Raw genomic sequence first — 24700 nt, forward strand, 5'->3', positions numbered from 1 at the left:
TTGGCGCCGTCCGCTCGCGCACGGTCAGTGAAGAAGCCTCTTGCTTCCGCCTTCGGCAGACGGCAGGTGCCCCCGGCTCGCTACTGCTCCCGTATCTCGTATGCGTAGCGGCGAGGCAACTCCGCGACCTCAGCCGGAGCCTCGGCGCGGGTGGCGTAACGACGCATGATCACGCCGCCGGGCTGCCTGAGTATCACGAAGCCTCTTGAAGGCAAACGCCCTCCAGGGGTCGGCACATGAGCCTGGTGCCGTTTCGCCGAGGCGCGGATCAGCGGGCGGCCGATCTCCATGTCGCCGTCGTCCATGTCCCAATACTTGATCCAGCGTGCCATCAGCTTGTGTATCGACAGCCTTTCTGACGCGGCGCGCATTGCTCTGACGGATGTTCGATCTGGGGTCTGCGTGAAAGACCACTTCCCAACCAAACCGCCGCGGGCCAAGAGGCTTGTTCGACCACGCTCGAAATCAGTGCTTGTGGATAGGGTTATTTTCGATCGACGTCGAACTACGAGCGAACCTAGGGCTCCCTCCGCGGAAGCGAGTGCTTGAAAACGACTTTGAAAACGGACAGAGCGACTTATCCGTCTGATCCGTCGTTGGCCAGAGACGGTCGTTGGCTCTAGAGTGCGGTGTCGACAGGGCAACGTTCTCGTAGACGAGGTTGAGGGCCTGGTCCGGGCTAACCGGGTGGAGGTTCGAGTCCTCTTCGGCGCATGTGTAGAAAGGCCCGCTCCGGCGGGCCTTTCGTCGTTCTGGGGTCGCTCGCTCGCCGCGGGGAGCACCTTCCCGGCAATGCCTTCTCGGCGGCGAATCGGTTAAAACGCACGGAGTGTTCAAGCAGCCGCCGCAAGATCCTGGGGATTCCGAGCTGAAGGTCCGGGAGCCCGCGCATCACGCCGCGGGTGTCCCGGCGGTCCTGTCCGCGCTGCGGCACGGGGTGCGAGAGATGGGGCCGGTACGCACGGCGCGGACGCTCGCGCGCTTGAATCAGAGCCACGGCTTCGACTGCATGGGCTGCGCATGGCCGGATCCGGACAAGCGCCACCATGCCGAGTTCTGCGAGAACGGCGCCAAGGCGGTCGCCGAGGAGGCCACGCGGTTCCGGGCGGACCGGGCGTTCTTCGCGCAGTGGTCCGTTGAGGAGATCGCGGCGCAGTCGGACTTCTGGATCGGCAAGCGCGGGCGGCTGACGGAGCCGATGTACCTCGCGCCTGGCGCTACGCACTACGAGCCGATCACGTGGGACGCCGCGTATGGGGTCATCGGCGATGAGCTGGCCGCGCTCGGCTCGCCCGACGAGGCGACGTTCTACACATCGGGTCGTACGAGCAACGAGGCGGCCTTCGCCTATCAGGCGTTCGTCCGCGCGTTCGGGACCAACAACCTGCCGGACTGCTCGAACATGTGCCATGAGTCGTCCGGGGTGGCGCTCAACCGGACGGTCGGGATCGGCAAGGGCAGCGTCACGCTCGAGGACGTCGAGCGGGCGGACCTGCTGCTGGTGATCGGGCAGAACCCGGGCACCAACCATCCGCGGATGCTCAGCGCGCTGGAGGCGGCGAAGGCGCGCGGGGCGAAGGTCGTGAGCATCAACCCCCTTCGGGAGGCGGGGCTCTCGCGGTTCGACAACCCGCAGAAGCTCAAGGGCCTCGTGGGGAGAGGGACCCGGCTCGCGGACCTGCACCTGTCGATCCGGATCAACGGCGACATGGCGCTGTTCCAGGCGGTCAATCGCCGCCTTCTGGAGCGCGACGCGGTCGATCACGCGTTCATCGAGCGGCACTGCGGCGGGTTCGAGGCGCTTCGGACGCACCTGCTGTCCGGCACGCCGGTCGACGTGAGTGCGGCCACCGGGCTCGACGACGCGGAGGTCGAGGCGCTCACGGAGCTGATCGCCGGGTCCGAGCGGACGATCGCCTGCTGGGCGATGGGGCTCACACAGCACCGCAACTCCGTGGCCACCATCCAGGAGATCGTCAACACGATGCTCCTGCGCGGGATGATCGGCAAGCCGGGCGCCGGCCTGTGTCCCGTGCGCGGTCACTCGAACGTCCAGGGCGATCGCACCATGGGCATCTGGGAGCGGCCGACCGACGCCTTCCTGGACCGGCTGCAGGGCGCGCTCGGGTTCGCGCCGCCGCGCGCGCATGGGCTGGACGTGGTCGAGAGCATCAAGGCGATGCGCGACGGGCGCGTGAAGGTGTTCGTCGCGATGGGGGGCAACTTCCTGTCGGCGGCGCCGGACACGGGCGCGACGGCGGAGGCGCTGCGCCGGTGCCGGCTGACGGTGCACGTCGCCACCAAGCCCAACCGCTCGCACGTGACGCACGGCGCGCACGCGCTGCTGCTCCCGACGCTCGGGCGGACGGAGCGCGACGTGCGCGGTGGCCACGAGCAACGTGTGAGCGTCGAGGACTCGATGAGCGCGGTGCACGGGTCTCGGGGGCGGTTGGCACCGGCCTCCGACCAGCTGCGCAGCGAGGTCGCGATCGTGTGCGAGCTCGCGGAGCGCGTGCTCGGCGACCGGGTCGCGGTGCCGTGGCGTGCGTGGGCGGACGAGTACGACCTGATCCGCGACGCGATCGCGCGTGCCATCCCGGGCTTCGAGGACTTCAACACCCGGCTGGACGCGGGCTTCACGCTGCCGAGCCCGCCGCGCGACGAGTTGCGCTTCACCACCGCGTCCGGCCGTGCCGAGCTGACGGTCAACGAGTTCGAGCCGGTCGAGGTGGCGGAGGGGCGGCTGCTGCTGCAGACCCTGCGCTCCCACGACCAGTACAACACGACGATCTACGGCCTCAACGACCGCTACCGGGGGATCAAGGCGGGCCGCCGTGTGGTGCTGCTCAACCCCGCGGACATCGACGCGCTCGGCTTGCAGGAGAGCGCGATCGTGGACCTCGTCGGCGACGGCGGACGACGTGCGGCCCGGTTCCGGGTGGTGCCGTACGACACGCCGCGTGGCTGTGCCGCCGCCTACTACCCCGAGACCAACGCGCTCGTGCCGCTCGACAGCGTCGCGGACGGCAGCGGCACGCCGACCTCCAAGTCGGTCGTGATCCGCGTCGAGCCCGCTCAGCACAGCGCCTGAGCGAGCCCGTCCGCCAATGCCGCGGGTGGGGCCGGTCGCGGCCCCACCGGAGGCGTCAGGTCAGCTGTCGCAGCGGAACTGGCTCTTGCCGGCCGCCATCTCGATGCCGCCGAGGACGTGCTCGAGGAGGAGCGGCTCGTTCCAGTACTCGCCCTTGTGGCCGAGGGCGGTGTAGAAGGCGCGACCGCCGTCGTAGTCGTGGCACCACGAGACGGGGTGATCGCCCATCGGCGCCGAGCCGCCGGGCTGGCTGTAGCCACGCGGGTCGTAGGTGCTCTCGTCGACCGAGAGCAGGACGTGCACGGCGTCCCGCGGGTTGGTGCGGAAGTTGTACCACTCCTCCTCGCGCACCCAGGGCGACGGCAGGCGCTTGGTCGCCTCGCTCTTGCGGTCCTCGACGTTGACGGTCGCGGTCTGGAACTGCTGGTTGACGCCGGCCACGCCCGGATGGTCGCGGAAGTAGGCGCCGACCAGGCCGCCGTACCACGGCCAGGTGTACTCGGTGTCGGAGGCGGAGTGGATGCCGACGTAGCCGTGGCCGGCGCGGATGTAGCGCTCGAAGGCGGCCTGCTGCGTGTCGTTGAGCACGTCGCCGGTCGTGCAGAGCCAGATGACGGCGTCGTACTTGGCGAGGTTCGCGTCGGTGAACGCGTTCGCGTTCTCGGTGGCGTCGACCTCGAAGTGCTCGCGGCCGCCGAGCTGGCCGATCGCGGCGGTGCCGTTCGAGATGCAGTCGGTGTGGCGGAACGCGGCCGTCTTGGTGAACACGAGCACGCTGAACTTCGGCTTGCCGGCGGTCGCCGGCGTGCCGTGACCCTCCGGGCCGCGATCGGCGCTAGCCGACCCCAGCGGGACGAGCGCAGCGGCGATTGCCGCCGCGACGACCGACGTACGTGAGAGACGCTTCATATGACCCCCTGGACAGCTTGTGGCGCCGTCCCGTACGGCGCCCCAATCCGGCCGGAACGTAGCCGTCACGGCCGATATGTCCAGTCGCTCCACGAATCGGCGTCCGCCGGGGTGACGAGTCGGTCAAACCGCCGTGACCGATCGGAGCGCCGGTACGGTGGACCCATGATCCGGACGGTCGAGCACAACCCTGATCGCAGCCGATACGAGCTGCACGTCGATGGCCAGCTGGTCGGGTGGTCGGACTACCTGCCCGCCGGCCCGAGCGTGATCATCGCGCACACGGAAATCGACGCGCGGCGCGAGGGTGAGGGGCACGGCAGCGAGCTCGTCCGAGGTGCGCTCGACCAGATCCGGGAGACCGGGAAGACGGTGATCCCGACCTGTCCGTTCACGGCGGCGTTCATCCAACGCCATCCGGAGTACGTGGAGCTCGTGGACCCGGGACTGCGATCCCGGTTCGCCGCGTAGCGGATGCGCTCGTCGTCGACGCCCGCCCGGACCCGGACGGGCGGCCGACGATCCGCATCGGCGACTAGGCCGCCGTGGGCGGCTGCGGAGGCACAGCGGACGTGTTGGGCGGCGTGGTGACGGTCGCCGTCGGCGGACCCGAGACGGGCGGGTTCGTGTCGGCCTTCGGCGGCGTGGAGGTGTGCGAGCCGCTGTCGTTGCCGCGCTTGCGCAGCGCGACGCCCGCCGCACCGACGAGGGCCAGGCCGGCGGCCGCGATCCCGCCCTTGCCGCTCGGCATCTTCGACAGGACCTTCTTCACGCCCTTGGGCTCGGGCTGGCGGCGCTGGAGCCAGCCGCCGGCGACGCCTCGGCGTGCGGTCGAGCCGCGGCGGGCCGCTGCGCCCCGGCGCATGGACGGCGTGCTCGTGGTGCGGCGCGAACGGCTCGCGGACGTGCGGGTGGGACGGTTCGTGCGGGTCGGCATAGGGGCCTCCTCGTCGGGTGACCCACGTAGCGCTACCCCGCAGGACGAGCGGACGATTCGCAGCGTCAAACCGCGGTGACCCGACGCGTCTGGTCAAGGACTCCCGCCGCAGGGATCTGACGAGTCGCGCGTATCGGCGTTTGCCGGCGGTGTCCGCGTGGAGAGGCGTCGCGGGTATGCAGATTCCCAAGGACAAGGTGCTCGAGCTCATCCGCGAGCGCGTCGGCGGCGACAAGGCCGACCAGGCCGCCAACGAGCTGCCCGACCAGGTCGACCCGGAGCAGCACGGCGACCTGCAGCAGAAGTTCGGCATCAACCCGCAGGACCTGCTCGGCGGCGGGCTCGGCGACATCGGCGGCAAGCTCGGGCTGTAGGACCGGCCTCACGCGCGCGGCGCGATCAGGTCGCTCATGATGATCTGCGAGCGCGTGCGGATCACCTGGCCGTCCTGCTGGAGCTCCATGATCAGGCGCTCGAGGTCGCGGTTGTCGCCGGTGCGCACGCGGGCGATGGCGTCGGCGTCGCCGGTGACGCTCCAGGCCTCGACGACCTGGGGGTGGCGGGCGAGCGAGGCGGCCACCTGCTCGAGCAGGGTCCCGGGCGCGTAGAAGAGCTCGACGAGCGCCTCGGTGCGCCAGCCGAACGCCTCCGGATCGATGACGGCGCTGAACCCGCGGATCGCGCCGTCCGCGCGCATCCGGTCGATCCGGCGCTTGACCGCAGGAGCCGACAGGGACACGCGGCGCGCGATGTCGTCGTAGCTGCGCCGGCCGTCTTCGACGAGGAGCGCAAGAATCTGCCGGTTGACGTCATCCATGCGTTGGATTCTTGCGCACAGACGCCGGGAACCAGCATTGAGCGGCAGCGTGTGGCGACGTACCGTTTCTGACCATGGCCATCCTGCATCCGAACAAGCCCGCGCGCCTGCTCTTCGACGAAGCTCATAGCCAGGCCTGGACGATCCGGCCTGAGGTCGCGCAGCGGATGCAGCCGGCTCATCCCGAGGACGTCTCGTACGTGAAGGCCGCGCGCCTGCTCGAGCAGCGCGACTTCACCGTCGCGGCGCACACCGACGGCCTGCTGACGCAGATCGACGCGGACGTGCTCGTGCTCGCGCACCCGTCCGACCCGCGCTGGGAGGCGACGACGGGCGTCGGCTCGCCCCAGCTCACCGCGGAAGAGATCGAGGCCATCCGGGCGTTCGTGCAGGCGGGTGGCGGCCTGGTCGTGCTCGGCGAGTGCGATCACGACCGCTACGGCAACAACCTCAATGCGCTCCTCGAGACGTTCGGCATCCAGATCGAGACGGCGACCGTGCAGGACTACGAGCAGTCCGACGGCACGCCGACCTGGATCCGCCCGCTGCTGACGTCCAACGGCCGCGGCTCGACCGCCGACGTGCTCGCGCGCGTGAATGAGATCCGCCTGTACCGCGCCGGCACGCTGGCGACGACCAACGGCGCGAAGGTGATCGCGCGCGCCTCGACGACCGCCACGAAGCCGCACGCGCCGCTCGCGGTCGTCACCGAGTACGGCGCGGGCCGCGTCGTCGTGCTGTCGGACTCCGACCTGTTCGGCGACGACACGCTCGGCGAGTACGACCACGCCGACCTGTGGCTCAACCTCGTGTACTGGGTCGCGAACCCGTCGCTGCACCACGCCGAGGACGTCGCGCCGTCGGCCGCCAAGGCCGACCCGGCGTGGGCCGCGCTCAAGGGCGAGGTCGAGGCGCTGCGCGCGCTCCAGAACGCCGACGGCTCGATCGACGCCGACAAGCAGGCCGACGCCGACATCGAGGCGATCACGACCGCGATCGACGTCCTGCGCCCGCACTTCCCGCACCAGGCCGCCTACATCGACGCCCTGATCGCCGACCTGAACGCGTGGGACCTCGGCGTCCCGGACTTCACCGCGAGCCTCGAGGCGTTCCGCCCCGACCTGCAGCGCCGCGACGGCATCGAGCACCTCGTCGTGTTCCCGATGTACAAGCAGAACGGGCCGAGCGAGAAGGTGTTCGAGGCGCTGATCGTGCGCGTCCCGTGGCCCGAGTGGCTGGCGCAGCTCGAGGCGACCCGCTTCCAGAACCCGAAGTTCGTGCCGGTGACGTTCGTGGACCGCACCTCCGGCTACGAGTCCAACTCGGCCGTGCTGTTCCCGGAGACGGTCTCCGTCGCCGGCACGCCGGCCAACCACTTCGGCGCGATCTTCTGCGACCGCGAGGCCGCACGCCTGCGCGCCGTCGCCACCAAGGCCGCGGACGTGCTGAGCCTCAACCTCGCGCCCGATGCGGCGGCACTGCTGGCGAGCCCCGAGCTCTCCCGCCAGGCGTTCGTGCTCTGGGACCTCATCCACGACCGCGCGCACAGCCGCGGCGACCTCCCGTTCGACCCGTTCATGATCCGCCAGCGTCAGCCGTACTGGATGTACGCGCTGGAGGAACTGCGCTGCGACCTGACCGCGTTCGTCGAGGCCGTCAAGCTCGAGGAGGAGGGCTTCGCGTTCGCCCGCTACGTGCAGCACGCGATCCTGCTCGACCGCCTGTTCCGCTTCCCGATCACGGGCCCGCGCGTGCGCAACTACGACGGGCTCGGCGGCCAGCTGCTCTTCGCCTACCTGCACAAGCACGAGCTCGTGCACTGGACCAACAACGAGCTGACGATCGAGTGGGACGGGATCGCCGAGGGCGTCGCCAACCTGCGCGCCGAGGTCGAGGAGCTCTACCGCAACGGGATCGACTCGACCAAGCCGCAGTACTGGGCGGCCGCGCACGACCTCGTGTCCACGTACGTCAAGCCGGCGGCCGACAGCGCGTGGCGCAAGGACGTCCGCGAGCTGAGCGACCAGGGCGACCCGCGCCGGTTCATCGACCTCGTGCAGCCCGACGAGTTCCCGCTCTCGCTGTTCTACATCTCGTTGCAGGCCAAGCTCGACGAGACGGTCGTGGCCGCCGGGGCCGCCGCGTGATCGCGGTCACCGGCGGAGGCGGCGCGCTCGGGCGCGCGGTCGTCGCGCGCCTGGAGGCCGACGGGCACGGCGTGTCCGCGCCGCGCAGCGCCGAGGTGGACCTGCTGGACGCGGCGCAGACGCAGCGCTGGGCCGATTCGCTCGAGCGCGTCGACGCGCTCGTGCACCTCGTCGGCGGCTGGCGCGGCGGCGTCGACCCCGACGACACCGCCTGGCTGCAGGCGCAGCTCCTGACCACGGTGCAGAACGCGTCGCGCGCGTTCCTGGAGCCGCTGAAGACGAGCGGCGGGCGCTTCGTCATGGTGTCCTCCAAGCAGGCGGTCGCGCCGACGTGGGCGAACGCCGCCTACGCGGCCGCGAAGGCCGCCGCCGAGGCGTGGACGTTCGCCTTGTCGGACGAGATCACCGCCAACGTGATCGCCGTCAACGCGATCGTCACGCCGGAGATGCGCGAGGCCAAGCCCGACGCGAAGTTCGCGTCCTTCACCGACGTGGCGCAGATCGCCGACGCGATCGCGTTCCTGCTCTCCCCCGCGGCCGAGAAGATGAACGGCCAGCGGCTCGCGCTACACGGCTGAGTGCCCTGAGTCGGAAGTCCGCGCGTGCATAGCGGGCCCGATCGTCGTGGCTGGGGGACGCCGGTGATCCAGCGCATACTGGTGGTACGTGCGGGATCGCCGGCGGCCGCCAGGCGCGGCGAGACGCCCGGTAGGTGCCCGCGGAATTCCGGGTCAGGGCACCGATCGCCGCATCACGATCCGGGTCTCGGTCTGCGCCGCGCCGCCCTGCTGGCGGAGCGCGCGGACCGTCCGGTCGAGGTCGTCGGCGTCCATGCAGGCGACGCTGACCTGGTAGTCCCAGCGGCCCGTGAGGAACAGCACCTCGCGCACCGCGTCCAGCCCGCCCGCCAACCGCTCGAAGTGCGCGCTGTCCGTGGACGGCATCAGCCGCACGTCGATCAGCGCCTCGAGCGAGCGGCCGAGGGTCTGCGCGTCGACGGTCGCGCTGAAGCCGGTGATCACGCCCGCACGCTGCAGGCGGCGCACGCGGTCGGCGGCGCCGTGCGGCGAGAGGCCCACCTCCGCGCCGATCGACGCGAACGGCGCCCTTCCGTTTCGGAGAAGGATCTTGAGGATCCGGTGATCTGTCTCGTCAAGGGCTACCGATTTCACAGTGACGCTCGATCCGCGCTGTGGACCCGTGGATGATCGCACGGTTACCCCAGCCTTGGAGAGAACCCAGTGCGCATCGGCGTCCCCACCGAGATCAAGACCGACGAAGCCCGCGTCGCCCTCACCCCCGCCGGCGTGCGCGAGCTCACCCGCCGCGGCCATGAGGTCATCGTCCAGCGCGGTGCCGGCGTGGGGTCGGCGATCCCGGACGAGGCCTACACCGAGCAAGGAGCGACGCTCGGCGACGACGCCGACGCCGTGTTCGCCGCCGCCGAGCTGATCGTCAAGGTCAAGGAGCCGCAGCCGGTCGAGATCGCGCGCCTGCAGCCGCACCACACGCTCTTCACCTACCTGCACCTCGCGCCCGCGCCCGAGCTCACCAAGGGCCTGATCGACTCCGGCGCGACGTGCATCGCGTACGAGACGATCACCGACGCCGCCGGCCGGCTGCCGCTGCTGGCGCCGATGAGCGAGGTCGCGGGCCGGCTCGCCGCGCAGGCCGGCGCGTTCATGCTCGCCAAGCCCCAGGGCGGCCGCGGCGTCCTGATGGGCGGAGTCCCGGGCGTGGAGCCCGCGCAGGTGATGGTCATCGGCGGCGGTGTCGTCGGCCTCAACGCGGCGCGCGTCGCGCAGGGCATGGGCGCCGACGTGAAGGTCTACGACCGTTCGATCGATCGCCTGCGCGAGCTCGACCTCATCCTCGGCCAGGGCAAGACCGTCTTCGCCTCCACGCTCTCGATCGAGCAGGGCCTCGCGGACGCCGACGTCGTCATCGGCGCGGTGCTCGTGCACGGCGCCCGCGCGCCGCACGTCGTCTCGCGCGCGCAGCTCGCGCTGATGAAGCCGGGCGCGGTGCTCGTCGACGTCTCGATCGACCAGGGCGGCTGCTTCGAGACCTCCAAGCCGACCACGCACACCGACCCGGTCTACGAGGTCGACGGCATCAGCCACTACTGCGTCGCCAACATGCCGGGCGCGGTGCCGATCAGCTCCACGGCGGCGCTCTCGAACGCGACGCTGCCCTACGTCCTCGAGCTCGCCGACCACGGCGTGCGCGGCGCCTTCGAGCGCGACCCGGGCTTCGAGCAGGGCCTGAGCGTCGTCGGCGGCGCGGTCACGAGCGAGCCCGTGGCCAACGACCAGGGGCTCGAGTTCGTCGCGCCCTCGGTCGCGCTCGCCTAGTCCTGCTCTTCGTCGGGCCAGTGGCCGTGCGCGCCGAAGTACTCGCGCGCGGCCTCTTCCCGGTCGCGTTCCTCGTCGCCGGCCACGCCGAGCCGGAACAGCCAGTTGAGCAGCAGCACGGACAGGCCGGAGCCGACGAGCATCGCCCAGCCGTCCCAGCGGATCTCGTCCTCGATGGCGAACAACAACACGAATCCCCCCACCACGAGGGCGAACGGGATCCCGTAGCGCAGGGTCAAGAGGGGCATGCACACAGCATCGCCCTCAGGGCCCGCCTGGACCATCGGGTTTTCCCACGGATCAGGGCTCGACCTCGGTCCAGTTCCCGCGCTTGTGCCCGCGCGATCGGTGCGTTTAGATTCGGCCTCTCGGGAGGACGTATGTACTACTTGCTCATCGACAGCTACGGTGCCTCGCTGGCCGCGTTCCCATCGCCCACGCTGGCCTTGCAGGCCTACCACGCGATGCTGCGCGACGACCAGCGCGCCGCGGACAGCCTCTCCGTCCTCGAGTGCGACAACGAGGGCACGGCGATCAGCAGCCTGGCCGCGCCCGTCACGATCTAGGTCGTGACTCTCAAGGACAAGACGCTGTTCATCTCCGGCGGCAGCCGCGGGATCGGACTGCAGATCGCACTGCGGGCCGCGCGTGACGGGGCGAACGTCGCGCTGATCGCCAAGACCGCCGAGCCGCATCCGAAGCTGCCCGGAACGGTGTTCACGGCCGCCGAGGAGATCGAGGCCGCGGGCGGGAAGGCGCTGCCGATCGTCGGCGACATCCGGGACGAGGGCAGCGTCGACGAGGCGGTCGCGAAGACGGTGGAGGCGTTCGGCGGGATCGACGTGTGCGTCAACAACGCGTCCGCGATCAACCTGTCCAGGACGCAGGACCTGCCGGTGCGCCGCTACGACCTGATGCAGTCGATCAACGCGCGCGGCACGTTCGTCGTCTCCCGCGCGTGCCTGCCGCACCTCAAGCGGGCCGAGAACCCGCACATCCTCACGCTCTCGCCGCCGATCTCACTCGAGCCGCGTTGGCTCGGGCCGCACATCGGCTACACGCTCTCCAAGTACGGGATGAGCCTGCTCGCGCTCGGCCTGGCCGAGGAGCTGCGGGAGGACGGGATCGCGTCCAACGCGCTCTGGCCGCGCACGCTGATCGCGACCGCGGCGGTGCAGAACCTGCTCGGTGGGGACGCCGCGATGCAGGTCTCGCGCAAGCCCGAGCTGTACGCGGACGCCGCCTACGCGGTGATCACGAAGCCCAGCCGCGAGTGCACCGGCAACACGTTCCTGTGCGAGGACGTGCTGCGCGCCGAGGGCGTGACCGACTTCGACCAGTACGCGTACGTCCCCGGCTCCACGCCGCAGGTCGACTTGTTCGTCGACAGCCTCTAGTTTTCGTACTGACACATTGGACGCGCGCGGTTCTTGATACTGCGCGTTGAGAATGGGCGCAGCCCTCAAGACCGCCGCCGGACTCGCCTCTGAGCTCCTCGAGCGGCGGAGTCCTGCGGTCGCGCGCCGGCTCGCGCCACGCGAGCGCGCCGTGGAGCTGACCGCGGCAGGCCTGTTCCTCGTGGTCGCCGGGGTGATGGGCGCCGCGGCGGACCCGGAGCCGGTCACCACCGCGGCGCTGCTCGTGGCGTCGTACGCGCTCGTGCGACGGGTCCGGTTCCCGTTCGGCCCGGGGCTCATCCGGCCGACGCAGGTCGTGTTCGTGCCGATGCTGTTCCTCACGCCCGCGGCGGCGGTGCCGCTGCTGGTGACGCTCGGCGCGGTGGGAGGCGAGCTGCCGGACCTTTTGCGCAAGCGGGCGCATCCGGAGCGCCTGGCGGTCGTGGTGGCCGACGGCTGGTACGCGATCCCGCCCGCGATCGTCGTCGCGCTGGCCGGCGATCCGACGCTGCTGGTGCTCTGCCTCGCGTTGCTCGCGCAGTTCGCCGGCGACCTCACGGCGTCCGCCGCGCGCGAGTGGTTCGGCGCGCGGATCACGCTCGGTGAGCTGCTGCCGGTGCTCGCGCTCGTGTACCTGATCGACGCGACGCTCGCCCCCATCGGCTTCCTCGCCGCGCGTGCCTCCGAGGTGCACGACTACGCGTACCTGCTGGCGGTCGCCCCGGCCGCGCTGCTCGGGTTGATCGCGGGTGAGCGCTCGCAGCGGATCGAGCACGAGCTGGAGCTCGAGCGGGCGTTCCGGCGTTCGACACGTGCGCTCGACGCCCGCGCCGAGGATCTCCGCCGCCAGGCCGGCAGGCTCCAGAGCGGCGACGCGCCCGAGGACCGCGCGCGGCTGGAGCAGATCCTGCTGGCCACGACGGTCGAGGCGCTGCGGGCCGACGCCGGCCGGCTGTCGGAGATCGGCGAGGACGGCCGGTTGCACGCGCGGATGGTGATCGGCGAGGGCGGCGCGGCGCTCGAGCTGGCGGAGCTCGCGCTCGGGGCGCCGCAGGCGGACGCGCTCGCGATCGGCGTCGGCCACGACCACGTGCTGGCGGTCATGCGCTCGGCCGCGCCCTTCAGCGCGGTCGAGCGCGACCTCCTCGAGCACCTCGCCGCGCAGGCGGCGGTGACGCTCGAGAACCTGCGCCTGGAGGAGCTGATGCGCCGCAAGGAGGCCGAGCTGCGGACGATCCTTGAAGGCGTCACGGACGCGATCGCCGCCGAGGACCCGGACGGCCGGCTCGTGTTCGCCAACGGTGCCGCGACACGGCTGCTCGACGGCGCCGCCACCCTCGGCGACGCGCTCGGCGTCGCCCCCACGCTCCTCCCCAGCCGCCACGTGCTCGCGGGCGCGCCGGCCGAGCCGCTCGTGATCAAGCGCGAGCGGCGCTGGGCGCGCGTGCGGGCCAGCCCGGTGCTCGAGGGCACCCGGACACGGCTGGCGATCAGCGTCATCGAGGACATCACCGAGATCAAGCAGGCCGAGGAGTCGCAGCGCTTCCTGGCCGAGGCCTCGCGGGCGCTCGCGTCCTCGTTGCAGCTCGACCGCACGCTGCCCGAGGTCACGCGCCTCGCCGCGCGCCACTTCGACGGCGCGTGCGTGATCGAGCTCGACGGCACCCAGCGCTTCCGCGCGGGGACCGGCATGCCGTCGGTGCTGTTCCCGCTGCACCAGGGCCGGATGCTGCTCGGCGGAAGCGTCGACCACGCCACCGGCGGGGAGCTGGCGCTGCGCGTCGGCAACGCGGTCGAGAACGCGCGCCTGTACCGCCAGCGGGAGGCGATCGCGCACACGCTCCAGCAGTCGCTGCTGCCGCCGGAGCTGCCGAAGATCCCCGGCCTGGACGTCGCCGCGCTCTATCGCCCGGCGGGTGAGGTCAACGAGGTCGGTGGCGACTTCTACGACCTGTTCGGCACCGGGCGCGACGAGTGGTTCGCGGTGGTCGGCGATGTCTGCGGCAAGGGTGCGGAGGCCGCCGCGGTCACGGCGCTCGCGCGCTACACGATCCGGGCCGCGGTGACGCGCCACCGCTCCCCCGCGAACGTCCTGCGCTGGCTGAACGCGGCGATGCTGCGCCAGCAGGCCGACCGCTTCGTGACGCTCGCCTGCGTGCGCATCGAGCTCGCGGACGTGGTCACAGTGACGGTCGCCTGCGGCGGGCACCCGGCGCCGCGCGTGCTGCGGTCGACCGGGCTCGTCGAGGAGCTCGGCGCGATCGGCACCGTGGTCGGCCTGCTGGAGGCGGTCGCGGCCGAGGACCGCACGACACGGCTCGCTCCCGGCGACGCGCTCGTGCTCTACACGGACGGCCTGACCGAGGCGCGCGCCCCGCACGTGATGACGCCCGCGCAGCTCGACTCCGCCGTCGCCGGTGCCCGCCGGCTCGACGCGCGCGGGATCGTCGAGCACCTGTCGGCGCAGGTGCCCGATCCGCTGCGCGACGACCTTGCTCTCCTGGCGTTGAAAGTTCAGCCTTTGGAGTAGGGGTCGATCCAGACGTCGTCGATCCGCAGCGACCCGGTCGCGCTCGTGAAGCGGAAGCGCACGTCCTGCTCGCCCAGCACGTTCAAGACGACCGGCAGCACGGGCGACGGTGCCCACGCGCCCGTGCCGAGCACGACCCCGACCGGCACCTCGAGGCCGCCCTCGGTGAGCACGGAGACGGCGAGCGTGCCGGTCCCGCGGACGAAGAAGCGCAGCGTCGGATGCACGAGGGTGATGCACACCGGCGCGGTGAGGGCGCTGGCGCCGGCCGGGAGGCTGAGCGACTCGGAGCCGCCGCTCCACGGGTGCCCGCCGGGAACGACCGCCGCGCCGTCGAGCGTCCACGTCTCGGGCGCGGCCTGGTAGTGGGCAAAGTCCAGCCAGGGCGTGAACGGCTTCGAGAGCGGCTGGTCGATGCACGCCTGAGCGGCGGGGGCGGCGAACAACAGCGCGGTGAGCGCGAGCAGCAGTGGCCGGAGCATGAAGGCGCTATCCCCCGCTTGCCCGCACCTATATCTGGTAGACCTTCAGCAGCCGCTTCTCGTGCTCGGCGTCGATCCGCGCGATCAGCTCGATGTGCGGCTCGAGGCCCGATCCGCGCAGCTTCGTCGCCATCAGGTTGTCGAGCTGGAAGACGCCGGCGGAGTTGTTCATCGCCACCTCGACGCGCACCGCGCGCTCCTGCCCCGGCACGATCCGGACCTCGTCGATCGCCGCCGCCGACAGCGAGTGGATGTTCGGCAGGCTCGTCTCGAACGCGACCCGGGAGCGGCCCTGCTCCATGTCCAGCGCGTCGGCGACGCGGACGATGCCGGCCTCGAGCGTCAGCGGCCGCCCGCCCTTGCGGTGGCCGATGATCGCGTGCGTGATCTCGGCCGCGACGATGGTGCGCTCGGGCTCCTCGTAGACCTTCTCCAGCAGCTCGTCGAGCAGGTCGGCGGCGAGGTGGAGGCTGTAGACCTCGTGGTCGATCCGGTGGATCGACATGCCGAGGTCGTGCAACAGGCAGCCACCGGCGATCACCACCTCGGCGTCCTTGTGCGACATCGAGAAGTCCTTCTCCATCGAGGACTCCAGCCCGGCGCGGTGCAGCAGCCGGAACAGGTGCAGCGCGCGGTTGAGCACGATCTGCAGGTGCACCCAGGAGTGGTCGTTCATGTCCATCCGGGTCGCCGTGACCTGCTGCATGTGCCAGCGGGCCTTGAGCCGGAGGCTGCCGTTCGCGTTCTCGAGGAAGCGGGAGAGCTTCGGGTTGCGCTCGGTGGGCGCGTGGATGCGCATCGCCGCGATGGCTTCGCGCGGCGTGAGGGGAGGGTCGGACATCGCGCCACGCATGATCTCACCGTGCAGCGACCTGCACGCCCAAAGCCCTTCCAACCCTCATGAGAAGTTGATTAGCTGAGCTTTATGGAGGGGTGGATCCAGAGTGAGAGGAAGAGGGATGGGGACGAAGGTGCGAGGTGCGGTGGCGGCAGCCGGCGCGCTGGTGGCAGTGGCGCTGTGCGCGCCGGGGAGCGCGACGGCGCACCCGTGCGCAAGCGCCAACGCGAAGGCGGCGGCGAACAACAGCTTCCTGTCGCTCAACAACACATCCTGGGTCGGGATCCACCGGCCCGAGCTGGACCACGAGTGCGGTGGCGAAGGCGGCGCGGTCACGTCCACGCTGGCCAAGGCGCGTGCCGCCGGCGTGACGATCGCCGACGACCCGACGCTCGAGCAGGTCGCGGCCGAGTTCGAGCGCTCGTCGAACATGACGCCGGTCGGCTTCTCGGCGAACGTGATCCCGTACCTGCCGAACCCGTACAACTCGGACCTCGCGTTCCAGGGCGACTACGCGTACATGGGCACCAACGACGGCTTCGTCGTGATCGACATCAAGGACCCGGCGAAGCCCAAGCAGGTGCACCTGAACAAGAGCTGCACCACGTCGCAGGGCGACGTCGTCGTCTACGGCAACATCCTCGTGCGCTCCTGGGACTCGGCGACCAACGCCAACGGCGCCGCCACGCAGTCCTGCGGTGGCACGCTCGTCGGCCTCGGCTTCGAGGGCATCCACATCTTCGACATCACCGACCCGGCGAACCCCGTCATGGTCGACGTCGGCAACAACCCGGCAGACGGCAAGCAGGGACTGCGCTTCAGCGTCAACGACGTGCCGCGCAAGGGCTGCGGCTCGCACACGGCCACGGCCGTGCCGTCGCCCGCGAACGACGCGCTCTACATCTACAACGGCGGCTCGAACAGCAACTGCACGTGGATGGACGTCCTGAAGATCAAGATCTCGGACCCGACGCAGGCCGCCTACGTCAAGCAAGCGCCGGCCGGCCGCCAGTGCCACGACAACACCGTGTTCCTCAACGGCGCCGAGAGCCGCGCGACGTGCGCCGGCGGCAACGGCATCACGATGTTCAAGTTCGATGCCACGATCGACCCGACGCTGCCGGGCGGCATCGAGAACCCGGTGCAGCTGTGGTCCAAGCAGATGGCCGGCCTGACCGGCGGTGGCCACTCGGCCGCGTTCAGCTACGACGGCAAGACCGTCGTGTGGGGCCACGAGCCGGGCGGTGGTGTGGCGCCGAACTGCCAGACCAACAGCGACATCCGCTTCAAGTCGCTGTACATCCTGAACGTCGAGACCGGCGACCAGATCTCCACGGTCCCGATGACGCGCGCGCAGGACAGCACCGAGAACTGCACCTGGCACAACTTCAACACCGTGCCCACCAAGGGCGGCAACTACCTCGTGTCCGGCAACTACCAGGCCGGCATCAACGTCGTCGACTTCACGCAGCCGGCCGCGCCGAAGATCATCGCCTACGCCGACCCGAAGCCGCTGCCCAAGACGACCACCTACGGCGGCGACGGCTACCCCGACGGCGGCGACTGGTCGACCTACTGGTACAACGGCAAGATCTACGAGGCCGACATCTACCGCGGCCTCGTCGTCTGGGACCTCGACAACCCGTTCACCGACCGGGCGAACACGGTGTCCTACTCGAACCCGCAGACGCAGATCGGCGCGATCACGGCCGACAACGTCGCGCCGACGGCCACGTCGACGCAGACCGGCCCGATCGTGCTCGGCTCGACCGTGGCGCCGGCGTTCACCTGCGCGGACGAGGGCCTCGGCGTCGAGTCCTGCACGGCGAACGTGACGAGCCTCGACACCTCGTCGATCGGCCCGAAGTCCTACACGGTGACCGCGGTCGACAAGGCCGGCAACGAGGCGGTCACGACGATCGCCTACGTGGTCAACGCCACGGCCGCCACGGGCACGCCGGGCGGCACCGTCCCGGCCACGCTGGCCCTGACCCTGGGCACGCCGGCGTCGTTCGGCGCGTTCACGCCGGGCGTCGACGGGGAGTACACGGCCACCACCGACGCGACCGTGATCTCCACCGCGGGTGACGCGGCGCTGGCCGTCGCCGACACCGGCGCCAATGCCGGCCACCTCGTCAACGGCGCCTTCGTCCTGCCGCAGCCGCTGCAGGGTCTCGGGGTCGTCAAGACCTGGTCCGGCCCGACGTCGAACGAGAAGGTCACGGTCACCTTCAAGCAGGCCGTCAGCAAGACCGACGCGCTGCGCACCGGCAGCTACGGCAAGACGCTCACGTTCACGCTGAGCACGACGAACCCGTAGCCGGGCGGCGGAGGCCCGGGGTGCTCACCCCGGGCCTCACGGCACCGACCGCTGGTAGCGGCCGGCGAGCACCCGCAGGTGCTCGACGAGCTCCGGCGGCTCGGTCACGTGGAAGTCGATGCCGAGCATCCCGATCCACACGGCCACGGTCTCGACGCTGTCGGCGCCGGTGACGAGCACGCTGTGGTGGTCGTCGACGGTCTCGACCACGCCGACCGCGGGGTTGATCCGCTCCAGCACCGCCTCGGCGGGCGCGTCGATCAGCACGCGCGCGTGGAACGTCCAGCCGGTGGAGGCGACCTCGCGCAGCACGAACGACGCGTAGTCGCCCTGGCGGAGCGGCTCCGGCGTGAACCGCGCGGCGCCGGGGAACCGGAGCCGCATCCGGTCCGCGCGGAAGACCCGCCACTCGCGCTCGGGATGCCGACGGGCGACCAGGTACCAGCGGTGCTGCCAGCTCACGAGCCGGTACGGATCGGCGGTCACGGGCCGGTCGCCGCCGTCGTAGGTGAACCGGACGCCTTCACGGCCGCTGATGGCCGCGGCCAGCTGCGCGAGCAGGTCGGGGTCGACCGGCGCCTCCGGCTCGTTGGTGGTGGTGTTGGCCGGCCCGACCTCGGTGCTCGCGTCGATCGCCCGGACACGGCGCTGCAGGCGGTCCGGCAGCGTCCGCTCGAGCTTGGCCATCGCCGACGCGCTCGCGTCGGCCAGTCCCGGGGCCGTGCGCGCGTTCCCGAGGCCGATGGCCACGGCCACCGCCTCGTCGTCGCTGAGCAGCAGCGGCGGCAGCTGCCCGTGCCGGCCGAGCCGGTAGCCACCGCCCGGGCCGCGCGTGGCGTCCACCGGGTAGCCCAACGCGCGCAGCCGCTCGATGTCCTTGCGCAGGGTCCGGTCGGTCACCCCGAGCAGCGTCACGAGATCAGGCCCGCTCCACACGGGCTGGCTCTGCAGATAGTTCAAGAGCTGCAGCAGACGGCTCGACGTCGATTGCGGAACGTTTCGCACCGGAATTGATCATATCTTCCCGCTCATGACGAACGCCGCCCACGCACTGACGATCGAACCCTTCGAGATCGACATCCCGCAAGCCGCTCTCGACGACCTGCAGGACCGCCTCGCCCGCACCCGCTTCGCCGCCGAGTGGCCCGGCGCGGACTGGACGCAGGGCGCACCCGTCTCCTACCTGCGCTCGATGGTCGACCGCTGGCGCAGCGAGTTCGACTGGCGCGCGCACGAGGGGCGGATGAACGCGCACCCGCAGTTCCGCACCGAGATCGACGGCCAGACGATCCACTTCCTGCATGTCCGCTCCCCCCACGCGGACGCGACGCCGCTGCTGCTCACCCACACCTACCCCGGCTCGTTCGCGGACTTCCTCGACGTGATCGGCCCGCTGACCGACTCGGCCGCGCACGGCGGACGCGCCGAGGACGCGTTCCACCTCGTGATCCCGAGCCTGCCGGGCATGGGCTTCAGCACGCCGCTGTCGTCGGCCGGCTGGACGCTGGAGCGCACCGCGCGCGCCTTCGACCGGCTGATGCGCGCGCTCGGCTACGAGCGCTACGGCGCGCACGGCTCGGACGGCGGCGCGATGGTCTCCCGCGAGCTGGCGATCCTGCAGCCCGAGGGCTTCCTCGGCGCGCACGTGCTGCAGCTGTTCTCGTTCCCGTCGGGCGATCCGGCCGAGTTCGAGGCGATGGGTCCCGAGGACTACGCGGCGCTCGAGTTCGCCGGCTGGTTCCAGACCGTCAACGGCTACGCGGACATGAACGCCAAGCGCCCGCTCACGATCGCGGCGGCGCTCAGCGACTCGCCCGTCGGGCTGCTCGCCTACCACGAGCTGTTCGAGAACTTCGGCAACGGCACGAGCCTGATGACCCCCGACCAGGTGCTCCTCCAGGTCAGCCTGCAGTGGCTGACCAACACGTCCGCAGGTGCCGTCCTGCTGCACCACGTCGAGAAGGACGTGCCCGTCCGCGTCAACCACGGACCGATCGGCGTCGCGGTCTTCGCGGACGACTTCAAGACGATCCGCCCCTTCGCCGAGCGCGACAACACCGACATCGTCTCCTGGACCGAGCATCCCCGCGGCGGCCACTTCGCGTCCATGGAGGTGCCCGACGAGCTGGTCCGCGTGCTGCGCGAGTTCTACGCCTCCCGGGCCTAGAACATGCGCCGAGGCCCGGGGAACCGGCCCCGGGCCTCGGTAGGGTCATTGCTCGTGTCTGAGGAGAGCGTGGTGCTGATCGACGAGGAGGACCGCGAGCTGGGGGTCGGCGAGAAGCTCGCCGTACACGTCTCCGGCCAGTTGCACCGCGCGTTCTCGGTGTTCGCCTTCAACCCGGCGGGCGAGCTGCTGCTGCAGCGCCGCGCGCTCGGCAAGTACCACTCCCCCGGGCTGTGGACCAACTCGGCCTGCGGCCACCCCCGCCCCGGCGAGACCACCGAGGCCGCCGCGGCCCGCCGCTTCCGCGAGGAGCTCGGCATCGACGCGGGCGCCCTCCGCGAGGTCGGCATCCTCCGCTACCGCGCCGAGCTCGCCGACCTCGTCGAGAACGAGCTCGACCACCTGCTCGTCTGCGAGGTCTCCGTCGACCCCGACCCGGACCCGGACGAGGTCGTCGAGTGGCGGTTCGTGCCGGTCGCCGAGCTCGACGCCTGGATCGCCCGCGCCCGCGAGACCGAGTTCACGGCGTGGTTCCCACCGGCGTGGGAGATCGTCAGCCCTGCATTGCCGTCATCGCGCGCCTGATCGCGAGCGGCGCGGTGCCACTGGCGGTGATCGCGGTCGAGTCGCCGTGGTCGGCCAGCTCGATCGTCACCCGGTCCTGCTCCTTGTAGAGCAGCGCCAGCAGCCCGATCGGGAACACGAGCACCGCGACGAAGTACGTCCACACCGGCGTGTGGTCGCGCACGAACGAGATCTGCTGGTCGGTCGAGTACTCCAGCCGGTACCCGTAGGCGCGCATCGACGGCGAGACGAACCGCATCACGTCGCCCGCGGCCTGCCGTTGCCGGACCGGCGCGCGCCAGTACGAGCTGAAGGCGCCGCGCCCGTTGCGCTGCGGCAGCTTCCACCGCCCGCGCGGCTGCGTCGCCGGCAGGTGCGCGGTCGGCAGGTCGGCGATCAGCCGCGTCAGCTCGCCGCGCGTCTTGGCGGCGTACGCCGTCGCGGTGCGCTCGTCGAGCTCGTCGACGTCGAGGCGGCCTTCGGCGGCAGCGGTGCGCAACAGCGCCACGATCTGCTCGCGCTCCGCGTCTGAGGCTCGCATCCGGTCGGACGGCACCTCCTTATCTTGACCTGACGCGGTCCCCGCCAGGCTCGGTGGACATGACCGATCCCCTGCTCTGGCTCGACGGCGACCCGACCGACGGTCGTCGTGCGCGCCCGTATGAACCGGAGGTACCGCCGGTCCGGCCGCCGTCGGCGGTGCCTCCGCCTCCCGCGCCCACGCGGCGGCGAGGCCACTTCGCCTCGGCGGTCGCCGGTGGGCTCGTGTCCGCGGTGCTCGTGGGTGGGGGCGCGTTCGCGTTCGGCGTGCTCGACGACGAGCCGGGCACCGCCGCGGCGCCGAACACGCCCGCGCTCGTGGGTGCCAAGCAGGAAGGTGACGTGGCCGCGATCTACGCCGCGGCGCGTGACTCGGTGGTGTCGATCTCGACCGGCAGCGGGTCGGGCACGGGCTTCGTCACGGACGCGTCGGGCACGATCGTGACCAACGCGCACGTGGTCGGCAGCGCGAGCACGGTGCAGGTGCAGTTCGCCGACGACGAGACGCTCACCGGACGTGTGACGGGCGTCGACCGCTCCTCCGACCTCGCCGTCGTGAAGGTGAGCGCGGGCCGGCCGCTGAAGGCCCTGTCGCTCGCCGACTCGACCGCGGTGCGCACGGGTCAGCTCGCGGTGGCGATCGGCTCGCCGTTCGGGCTCTCGCAGACCACCACGGCCGGAATCGTCTCGGGCACCGGGCGCCACATCCAGGCGCCGGACGGCTTCCAGATCGACTCGGTGATCCAGACCGACGCGCCCATCAACCCCGGCAACTCGGGCGGCCCGCTGCTGGACGCCAAGGGCCGCGTGATCGGCGTCAACTCGCAGATCGCCTCGCAGTCGGGCGGGAGCGTCGGGATCGGCTTCGCGGTGCCGTCGAACACGGTCCGCGACGTGATCCCGCGGCTCGAGCGCGGCGAGACGATCAAGCGCGCCTACCTGGGCGTCTCCACCAGCGGCGGCGCCGGCGGCGTCACCGTCGCGTCGGTGTCGAGCGGCGGCCCCGCCGCGTCCGCCGGCCTGCGCGTCGGCGACGTGATCCGCTCCGTCGCGGGCGAGCGCGTCCAGGACGCCGACGACGTGGCCGCCGCGATCCAGGACCGCCGCCCCGGCGAGTCGGTCGAGGTCGCGATCACGCGCGGCGGCGCCGACCAGACCGTGCAGGTCCAGCTCGGGACGCGACCGTGAGCTTCCAGACCCCCTGGCTGCTCGCCGGCCTGGTGCTGATCCCGCTGCTGGCCGTCGCGTACCTGTTCGCCGAACGTCGCCGCCGTCGTGCGGCGGCGGCGTTCACCTCCCCCCGTGTGGCGGTCTCGGCCGTCCCGCGTCAGCCCGGCTGGCGCCGCCACCTTCCGCTCGGACTGGCTGGGCTCGCGACCGCGGCGCTCATCGCCGCGCTGGCCCGTCCGCAGGTGAGCGTGGCGGTGCCGGCCGAGCAGGCGACGATCGTGCTCGCCATGGACCACTCCGGCTCGATGATGGCCACGGACGTCGCGCCCTCGCGACTGGTCGCCGCCAAGGACGCCGGTGAGGCGTTCCTGGACAAGGTGCCGAAGAAGGTGCGCGTCGGCGGCGTGGTCTTCAACAACCGCGCCCAGGCCGTGGCCTCGCCGACCACCGACCGCGACGAGCTGCGCTCCGCGCTCGAAGCGGCGATGACGCCGAGCGGCGGCACCGCCACCGGCGACGCGCTCTCGACGTCGCTGGCGATGATCCGCTCGCAGAAGGCGCCGGGCGCGATCGTGCTCCTGTCCGACGGCAAGGCGACGCACGGCACCGACCCGTTGCCGATCGCCGATGAGGCCAAGCGGCTGAAGGTCCCGATCTACACCGTCGCGCTCGGCACGGCGTCGGGCACGCTGCCCAACGGCGACGCGGTGCCGCCGGACGTGGCGACGCTGCGCGAGATCGCGGAGCGCAGCGGCGGCGAGGCGTTCACCGCCGACCAGGCGGACGCGCTCAGCGCCGTGTACGAGAAGCTCGGCTCCGAGGTCGCGACCAAGCACGAGCAGCGTGAGGTCACCAGCGCCTTCGCCGGCGGCGCGGCGCTCCTCCTGCTCCTCGGCGGCGGCCTGTCCCTTAGGTGGTTTCGTCGACTCCTTTGAGGTTGCGTTCAGCAACCGGAGCTTGACTGCAGGGCATGCGCCGAGCCGGATTTGCCGCAACGCTCGTCGCCGGGGTGGGTCTCCTCGGCGCATCCCTCCACGGCATGACCAGCGTGGACCGCACGCTGGCCGTCGCCGCCGCGACGCCCAGCCCCGCCGCCCCACGGCCCGAGCTCGTGCTCGAGCAGCGCAAGCGCGACTGCGACCGCTGGGAGCAGCGGCGTGAGCGGGGGCACGATCGCCCGCAGGTGTAGTGTCGCGCCATGCGAGGCACGCACCTGGTCGGGAGCCTTCCCGCCGACGGTCCGTCGGCGGCGATGCACGAGGCGCTGCAAGTGGTCGGCGCGGGGCTGAAGTCGCTGCCCGACGGCGAGACGGGCGAGCGCTACCACTGGATCATCCACATCATCGAGGGCCTCCGGGACCACCCGGACCTCGAGCTGGTGCGCGACGGCGGCTGGACGACCTACGAGGACGTGCCGGTGTTCCGCGTCCGCAAGGGCCACACGCTCGGCAACCTGGACCTCGGGCACGTCGCGGCGTTCCGCGAGTCCTACCCCCTGTTCCTCGAGGCGCGCGCGGCGGCGGCGCGGCCGGACCTGCAGTTCCAGGTCGGCATCCCGGGTGACTTCGACATGGCGCTGTTCGTGCTCGGCCCGCGCGGTGCGCTGACCGGCAAGCGGCCGTTCACCGACGCGACCGTCGCCGAGATCGAGGCGATCCACGCGCTCGGCGGCGACGACGTGGTCTTCCAGATCGAGATCCCGGTCGAGCTCGTGATGGTCGCGCGGATGCCGCGCGCGCTGCAACCCGCCGTCGCGCGGCTGCTGGCCCGCGGGGTGACCGCGCTCGCGCGCCGCGCACCGGTCGGCGCGCGCTTCGGCGTGCACCTCTGCCTCGGGGACATGAACCACCACGCGCTCGGCAAGCTGCAGGACACGGCGCCGCTGGTGACGCTCGCGAACGCGCTGGCCCGCGCGTGGCCGGCCGACCGCCCGCTGGAGTTCGTGCACGCGCCGTTCGCCGCCGCCGACATCCCGCCGGTGACCGCGCCGCGCTGGTACGCCCCACTCGACCGGCTGCGCCTCGGCGAGCGCACCCGCTTCGTCGCGGGGTTCGCGCACGAGGACCAGCCGCTCGAGGACCAGCTGTTCGTGCTCGAGACGATCGAGCGCAGCGTCGGCCGGCCGATCGGGCTCTCGCACGCCTGCGGGCTCGGTCGGCGCACGCCGGAGGAAGCCGAGCGCGCGCTCGCCCGGCTCGCCGAGCTGGCCGCAGCCGCCGACCGCGGCCGCGTGCCGGCCTAGTCGTCCTTCGTGGCGCGGATGATCGTCTGGATCACGTAGTAGACGGACAGGACGAAGAACGCTCCGCCGATGATCGCGCGGGCGTTCTCGTCCTTGATCGGGACGCGCGGCGCGACGACGTTCGCGACCTTCTCGCGCCACCCGATCAACCCGGCATGCCCGACAGTCTTGTGCAGCTCCATGCGAGCATCCATA

Annotated in this window: 27 protein-coding genes; 16 read left to right on the forward strand and 11 right to left on the reverse strand. The window is 71.4% G+C overall.

Going from position 1 to position 24700, the window contains the following annotated elements:
- Window positions 1-80 precede the first annotated feature (80 nt).
- Window positions 81-332, reverse strand: coding sequence for a hypothetical protein (locus C8N24_RS03690; protein WP_147447627.1), 252 nt, complete (start codon window positions 330-332; stop codon window positions 81-83).
- A gap of 497 nt (window positions 333-829) precedes the next feature.
- Between C8N24_RS03690 and C8N24_RS03695 the strand changes: the two genes are divergently transcribed.
- On the forward strand, window positions 830-3091 hold the full coding sequence (locus tag C8N24_RS03695) for an FdhF/YdeP family oxidoreductase (protein ID WP_121248122.1): 2262 nt from the start codon (window positions 830-832) through the stop codon (window positions 3089-3091).
- Between the two features lie 60 nt (window positions 3092-3151).
- On the opposite strand, the gene C8N24_RS03700 is transcribed toward C8N24_RS03695, so the two are convergent.
- Window positions 3152-4000 carry a ThuA domain-containing protein gene (locus tag C8N24_RS03700; RefSeq protein ID WP_121248125.1) on the reverse strand — a complete coding sequence of 283 codons (849 nt, stop codon included), beginning with the start codon at window positions 3998-4000 and terminating at the stop codon, window positions 3152-3154.
- Between the two features lie 165 nt (window positions 4001-4165).
- Between C8N24_RS03700 and C8N24_RS03705 the strand changes: the two genes are divergently transcribed.
- Window positions 4166-4471: a GNAT family N-acetyltransferase gene (locus C8N24_RS03705; RefSeq protein WP_121248127.1), complete on the forward strand. Its 306-nt coding sequence runs from the start codon at window positions 4166-4168 to the stop codon at window positions 4469-4471.
- A 64-nt stretch (window positions 4472-4535) separates the two neighbouring features.
- Here C8N24_RS03705 and C8N24_RS03710 read toward each other — a convergent pair whose 3' ends face one another.
- On the reverse strand, window positions 4536-4937 hold the full coding sequence (locus C8N24_RS03710; protein ID WP_121248130.1) for a hypothetical protein: 402 nt from the start codon (window positions 4935-4937) through the stop codon (window positions 4536-4538).
- 176 nt (window positions 4938-5113) lie between these two features.
- Here C8N24_RS03710 and C8N24_RS03715 point away from each other — a divergent pair, with 176 nt between their 5' ends.
- Window positions 5114-5311, forward strand: a complete 198-nt coding sequence (locus tag C8N24_RS03715) for a hypothetical protein (RefSeq protein WP_121248132.1) — start codon at window positions 5114-5116, stop codon at window positions 5309-5311.
- 8 nt (window positions 5312-5319) lie between these two features.
- Here the strand turns inward: C8N24_RS03715 and C8N24_RS03720 are convergent, their stop codons facing one another.
- The gene (locus C8N24_RS03720; RefSeq protein ID WP_121248134.1) at window positions 5320-5754 is read right to left on the reverse strand and encodes an Lrp/AsnC family transcriptional regulator; all 435 of its coding nucleotides are present in this window, start codon (window positions 5752-5754) and stop codon (window positions 5320-5322) included.
- 74 nt (window positions 5755-5828) lie between these two features.
- On the opposite strand from C8N24_RS03720, the gene C8N24_RS03725 reads away from it, so the two are divergent.
- Both C8N24_RS03725 and C8N24_RS03730 read left to right on the forward strand, forming a co-directional pair.
- Window positions 5829-7901, forward strand: coding sequence for a DUF6421 family protein (locus C8N24_RS03725; protein WP_121248136.1), 2073 nt, complete (start codon window positions 5829-5831; stop codon window positions 7899-7901).
- Window positions 7898-8479 carry an SDR family NAD(P)-dependent oxidoreductase gene (locus C8N24_RS03730; protein WP_121248138.1) on the forward strand — a complete coding sequence of 194 codons (582 nt, stop codon included), beginning with the start codon at window positions 7898-7900 and terminating at the stop codon, window positions 8477-8479. Before C8N24_RS03725 ends, C8N24_RS03730 begins: the two co-directional genes overlap by 4 nt.
- 153 nt (window positions 8480-8632) lie before the next feature.
- On the opposite strand, the gene C8N24_RS03735 is transcribed toward C8N24_RS03730, so the two are convergent.
- On the reverse strand, window positions 8633-9235 hold the full coding sequence (locus tag C8N24_RS03735) for an Lrp/AsnC family transcriptional regulator (protein WP_121248140.1): 603 nt from the start codon (window positions 9233-9235) through the stop codon (window positions 8633-8635).
- On the opposite strand from C8N24_RS03735, the gene ald reads away from it, so the two are divergent.
- A complete protein-coding gene (ald, locus tag C8N24_RS03740; protein WP_121248142.1) occupies window positions 9143-10255 on the forward strand; it encodes an alanine dehydrogenase in 1113 nt (370 codons plus the stop codon). The genes C8N24_RS03735 and ald overlap by 93 nt on opposite strands.
- Here ald and C8N24_RS03745 read toward each other — a convergent pair.
- Window positions 10252-10503 carry a hypothetical protein gene (locus tag C8N24_RS03745; RefSeq protein WP_121248144.1) on the reverse strand — a complete coding sequence of 84 codons (252 nt, stop codon included), beginning with the start codon at window positions 10501-10503 and terminating at the stop codon, window positions 10252-10254. The two genes, ald and C8N24_RS03745, sit on opposite strands and share 4 nt — an antisense overlap.
- A gap of 132 nt (window positions 10504-10635) precedes the next feature.
- Here C8N24_RS03745 and C8N24_RS03750 point away from each other — a divergent pair, with 132 nt between their 5' ends.
- The 3 genes from C8N24_RS03750 to C8N24_RS03760 are packed head-to-tail and all read left to right on the forward strand — an operon-like array spanning window position 10636 to window position 14182.
- A complete protein-coding gene (locus tag C8N24_RS03750) occupies window positions 10636-10821 on the forward strand; it encodes a hypothetical protein (RefSeq protein ID WP_121248146.1) in 186 nt (61 codons plus the stop codon).
- A 3-nt stretch (window positions 10822-10824) separates the two neighbouring features.
- A complete protein-coding gene (locus C8N24_RS03755) occupies window positions 10825-11652 on the forward strand; it encodes an SDR family oxidoreductase (RefSeq protein ID WP_121248149.1) in 828 nt (275 codons plus the stop codon).
- A gap of 52 nt (window positions 11653-11704) precedes the next feature.
- The gene (locus C8N24_RS03760) at window positions 11705-14182 is read left to right on the forward strand and encodes a SpoIIE family protein phosphatase (protein ID WP_121248150.1); all 2478 of its coding nucleotides are present in this window, start codon (window positions 11705-11707) and stop codon (window positions 14180-14182) included.
- Here C8N24_RS03760 and C8N24_RS03765 read toward each other — a convergent pair.
- The gene (locus C8N24_RS03765; RefSeq protein ID WP_121248153.1) at window positions 14167-14664 is read right to left on the reverse strand and encodes a hypothetical protein; all 498 of its coding nucleotides are present in this window, start codon (window positions 14662-14664) and stop codon (window positions 14167-14169) included. The two genes, C8N24_RS03760 and C8N24_RS03765, sit on opposite strands and share 16 nt — an antisense overlap.
- A gap of 28 nt (window positions 14665-14692) precedes the next feature.
- Window positions 14693-15505, reverse strand: a complete 813-nt coding sequence (locus C8N24_RS03770) for an HD domain-containing protein (RefSeq protein WP_245971747.1) — start codon at window positions 15503-15505, stop codon at window positions 14693-14695.
- A 118-nt stretch (window positions 15506-15623) separates the two neighbouring features.
- On the opposite strand from C8N24_RS03770, the gene C8N24_RS03775 reads away from it, so the two are divergent.
- Window positions 15624-17822: an LVIVD repeat-containing protein gene (locus tag C8N24_RS03775; protein WP_121248157.1), complete on the forward strand. Its 2199-nt coding sequence runs from the start codon at window positions 15624-15626 to the stop codon at window positions 17820-17822.
- Between the two features lie 36 nt (window positions 17823-17858).
- Here C8N24_RS03775 and C8N24_RS03780 read toward each other — a convergent pair whose 3' ends face one another.
- Entirely contained in the window at window positions 17859-18827 is a 969-nt protein-coding gene (locus tag C8N24_RS03780) for a helix-turn-helix transcriptional regulator (protein WP_121248159.1), read from the reverse strand.
- A 25-nt stretch (window positions 18828-18852) separates the two neighbouring features.
- Here C8N24_RS03780 and C8N24_RS03785 point away from each other — a divergent pair, with 25 nt between their 5' ends.
- Both C8N24_RS03785 and idi read left to right on the forward strand, forming a co-directional pair.
- A complete protein-coding gene (locus C8N24_RS03785; protein WP_121248161.1) occupies window positions 18853-19989 on the forward strand; it encodes an epoxide hydrolase family protein in 1137 nt (378 codons plus the stop codon).
- A gap of 54 nt (window positions 19990-20043) precedes the next feature.
- On the forward strand, window positions 20044-20574 hold the full coding sequence (gene idi / locus C8N24_RS03790) for an isopentenyl-diphosphate Delta-isomerase (RefSeq protein WP_211339827.1): 531 nt from the start codon (window positions 20044-20046) through the stop codon (window positions 20572-20574).
- Here the strand turns inward: idi and C8N24_RS03795 are convergent.
- The gene (locus tag C8N24_RS03795) at window positions 20543-21094 is read right to left on the reverse strand and encodes a DUF1707 SHOCT-like domain-containing protein (RefSeq protein WP_121252906.1); all 552 of its coding nucleotides are present in this window, start codon (window positions 21092-21094) and stop codon (window positions 20543-20545) included. The two genes, idi and C8N24_RS03795, sit on opposite strands and share 32 nt — an antisense overlap.
- Before the next feature lie 59 nt (window positions 21095-21153).
- Between C8N24_RS03795 and C8N24_RS03800 the strand changes: the two genes are divergently transcribed.
- The 4 genes from C8N24_RS03800 to C8N24_RS03810 all read left to right on the forward strand — a co-directional run bounded on the left by C8N24_RS03800 (window position 21154) and on the right by C8N24_RS03810 (window position 24505).
- Entirely contained in the window at window positions 21154-22281 is a 1128-nt protein-coding gene (locus C8N24_RS03800) for a S1C family serine protease (protein WP_121248165.1), read from the forward strand.
- Window positions 22278-23198, forward strand: a complete 921-nt coding sequence (locus tag C8N24_RS03805; protein WP_121248167.1) for a VWA domain-containing protein — start codon at window positions 22278-22280, stop codon at window positions 23196-23198. Before C8N24_RS03800 ends, C8N24_RS03805 begins: the two co-directional genes overlap by 4 nt.
- A gap of 104 nt (window positions 23199-23302) precedes the next feature.
- Entirely contained in the window at window positions 23303-23452 is a 150-nt protein-coding gene (locus C8N24_RS33655) for a hypothetical protein (protein ID WP_170178828.1), read from the forward strand.
- A 9-nt stretch (window positions 23453-23461) separates the two neighbouring features.
- Complete coding sequence (locus C8N24_RS03810; protein WP_121248169.1) at window positions 23462-24505, forward strand: hypothetical protein; 1044 nt, start codon at window positions 23462-23464, stop codon at window positions 24503-24505.
- On the opposite strand, the gene C8N24_RS03815 is transcribed toward C8N24_RS03810, so the two are convergent.
- Window positions 24502-24699 carry a hypothetical protein gene (locus C8N24_RS03815; RefSeq protein WP_147447628.1) on the reverse strand — a complete coding sequence of 66 codons (198 nt, stop codon included), beginning with the start codon at window positions 24697-24699 and terminating at the stop codon, window positions 24502-24504. The two genes, C8N24_RS03810 and C8N24_RS03815, sit on opposite strands and share 4 nt — an antisense overlap.
- Window position 24700: the final 1 nt, after the last annotated feature.

It is taken from the genome of Solirubrobacter pauli (assembly GCF_003633755.1).
Classification (GTDB): Bacteria; Actinomycetota; Thermoleophilia; order Solirubrobacterales; family Solirubrobacteraceae; genus Solirubrobacter; species Solirubrobacter pauli.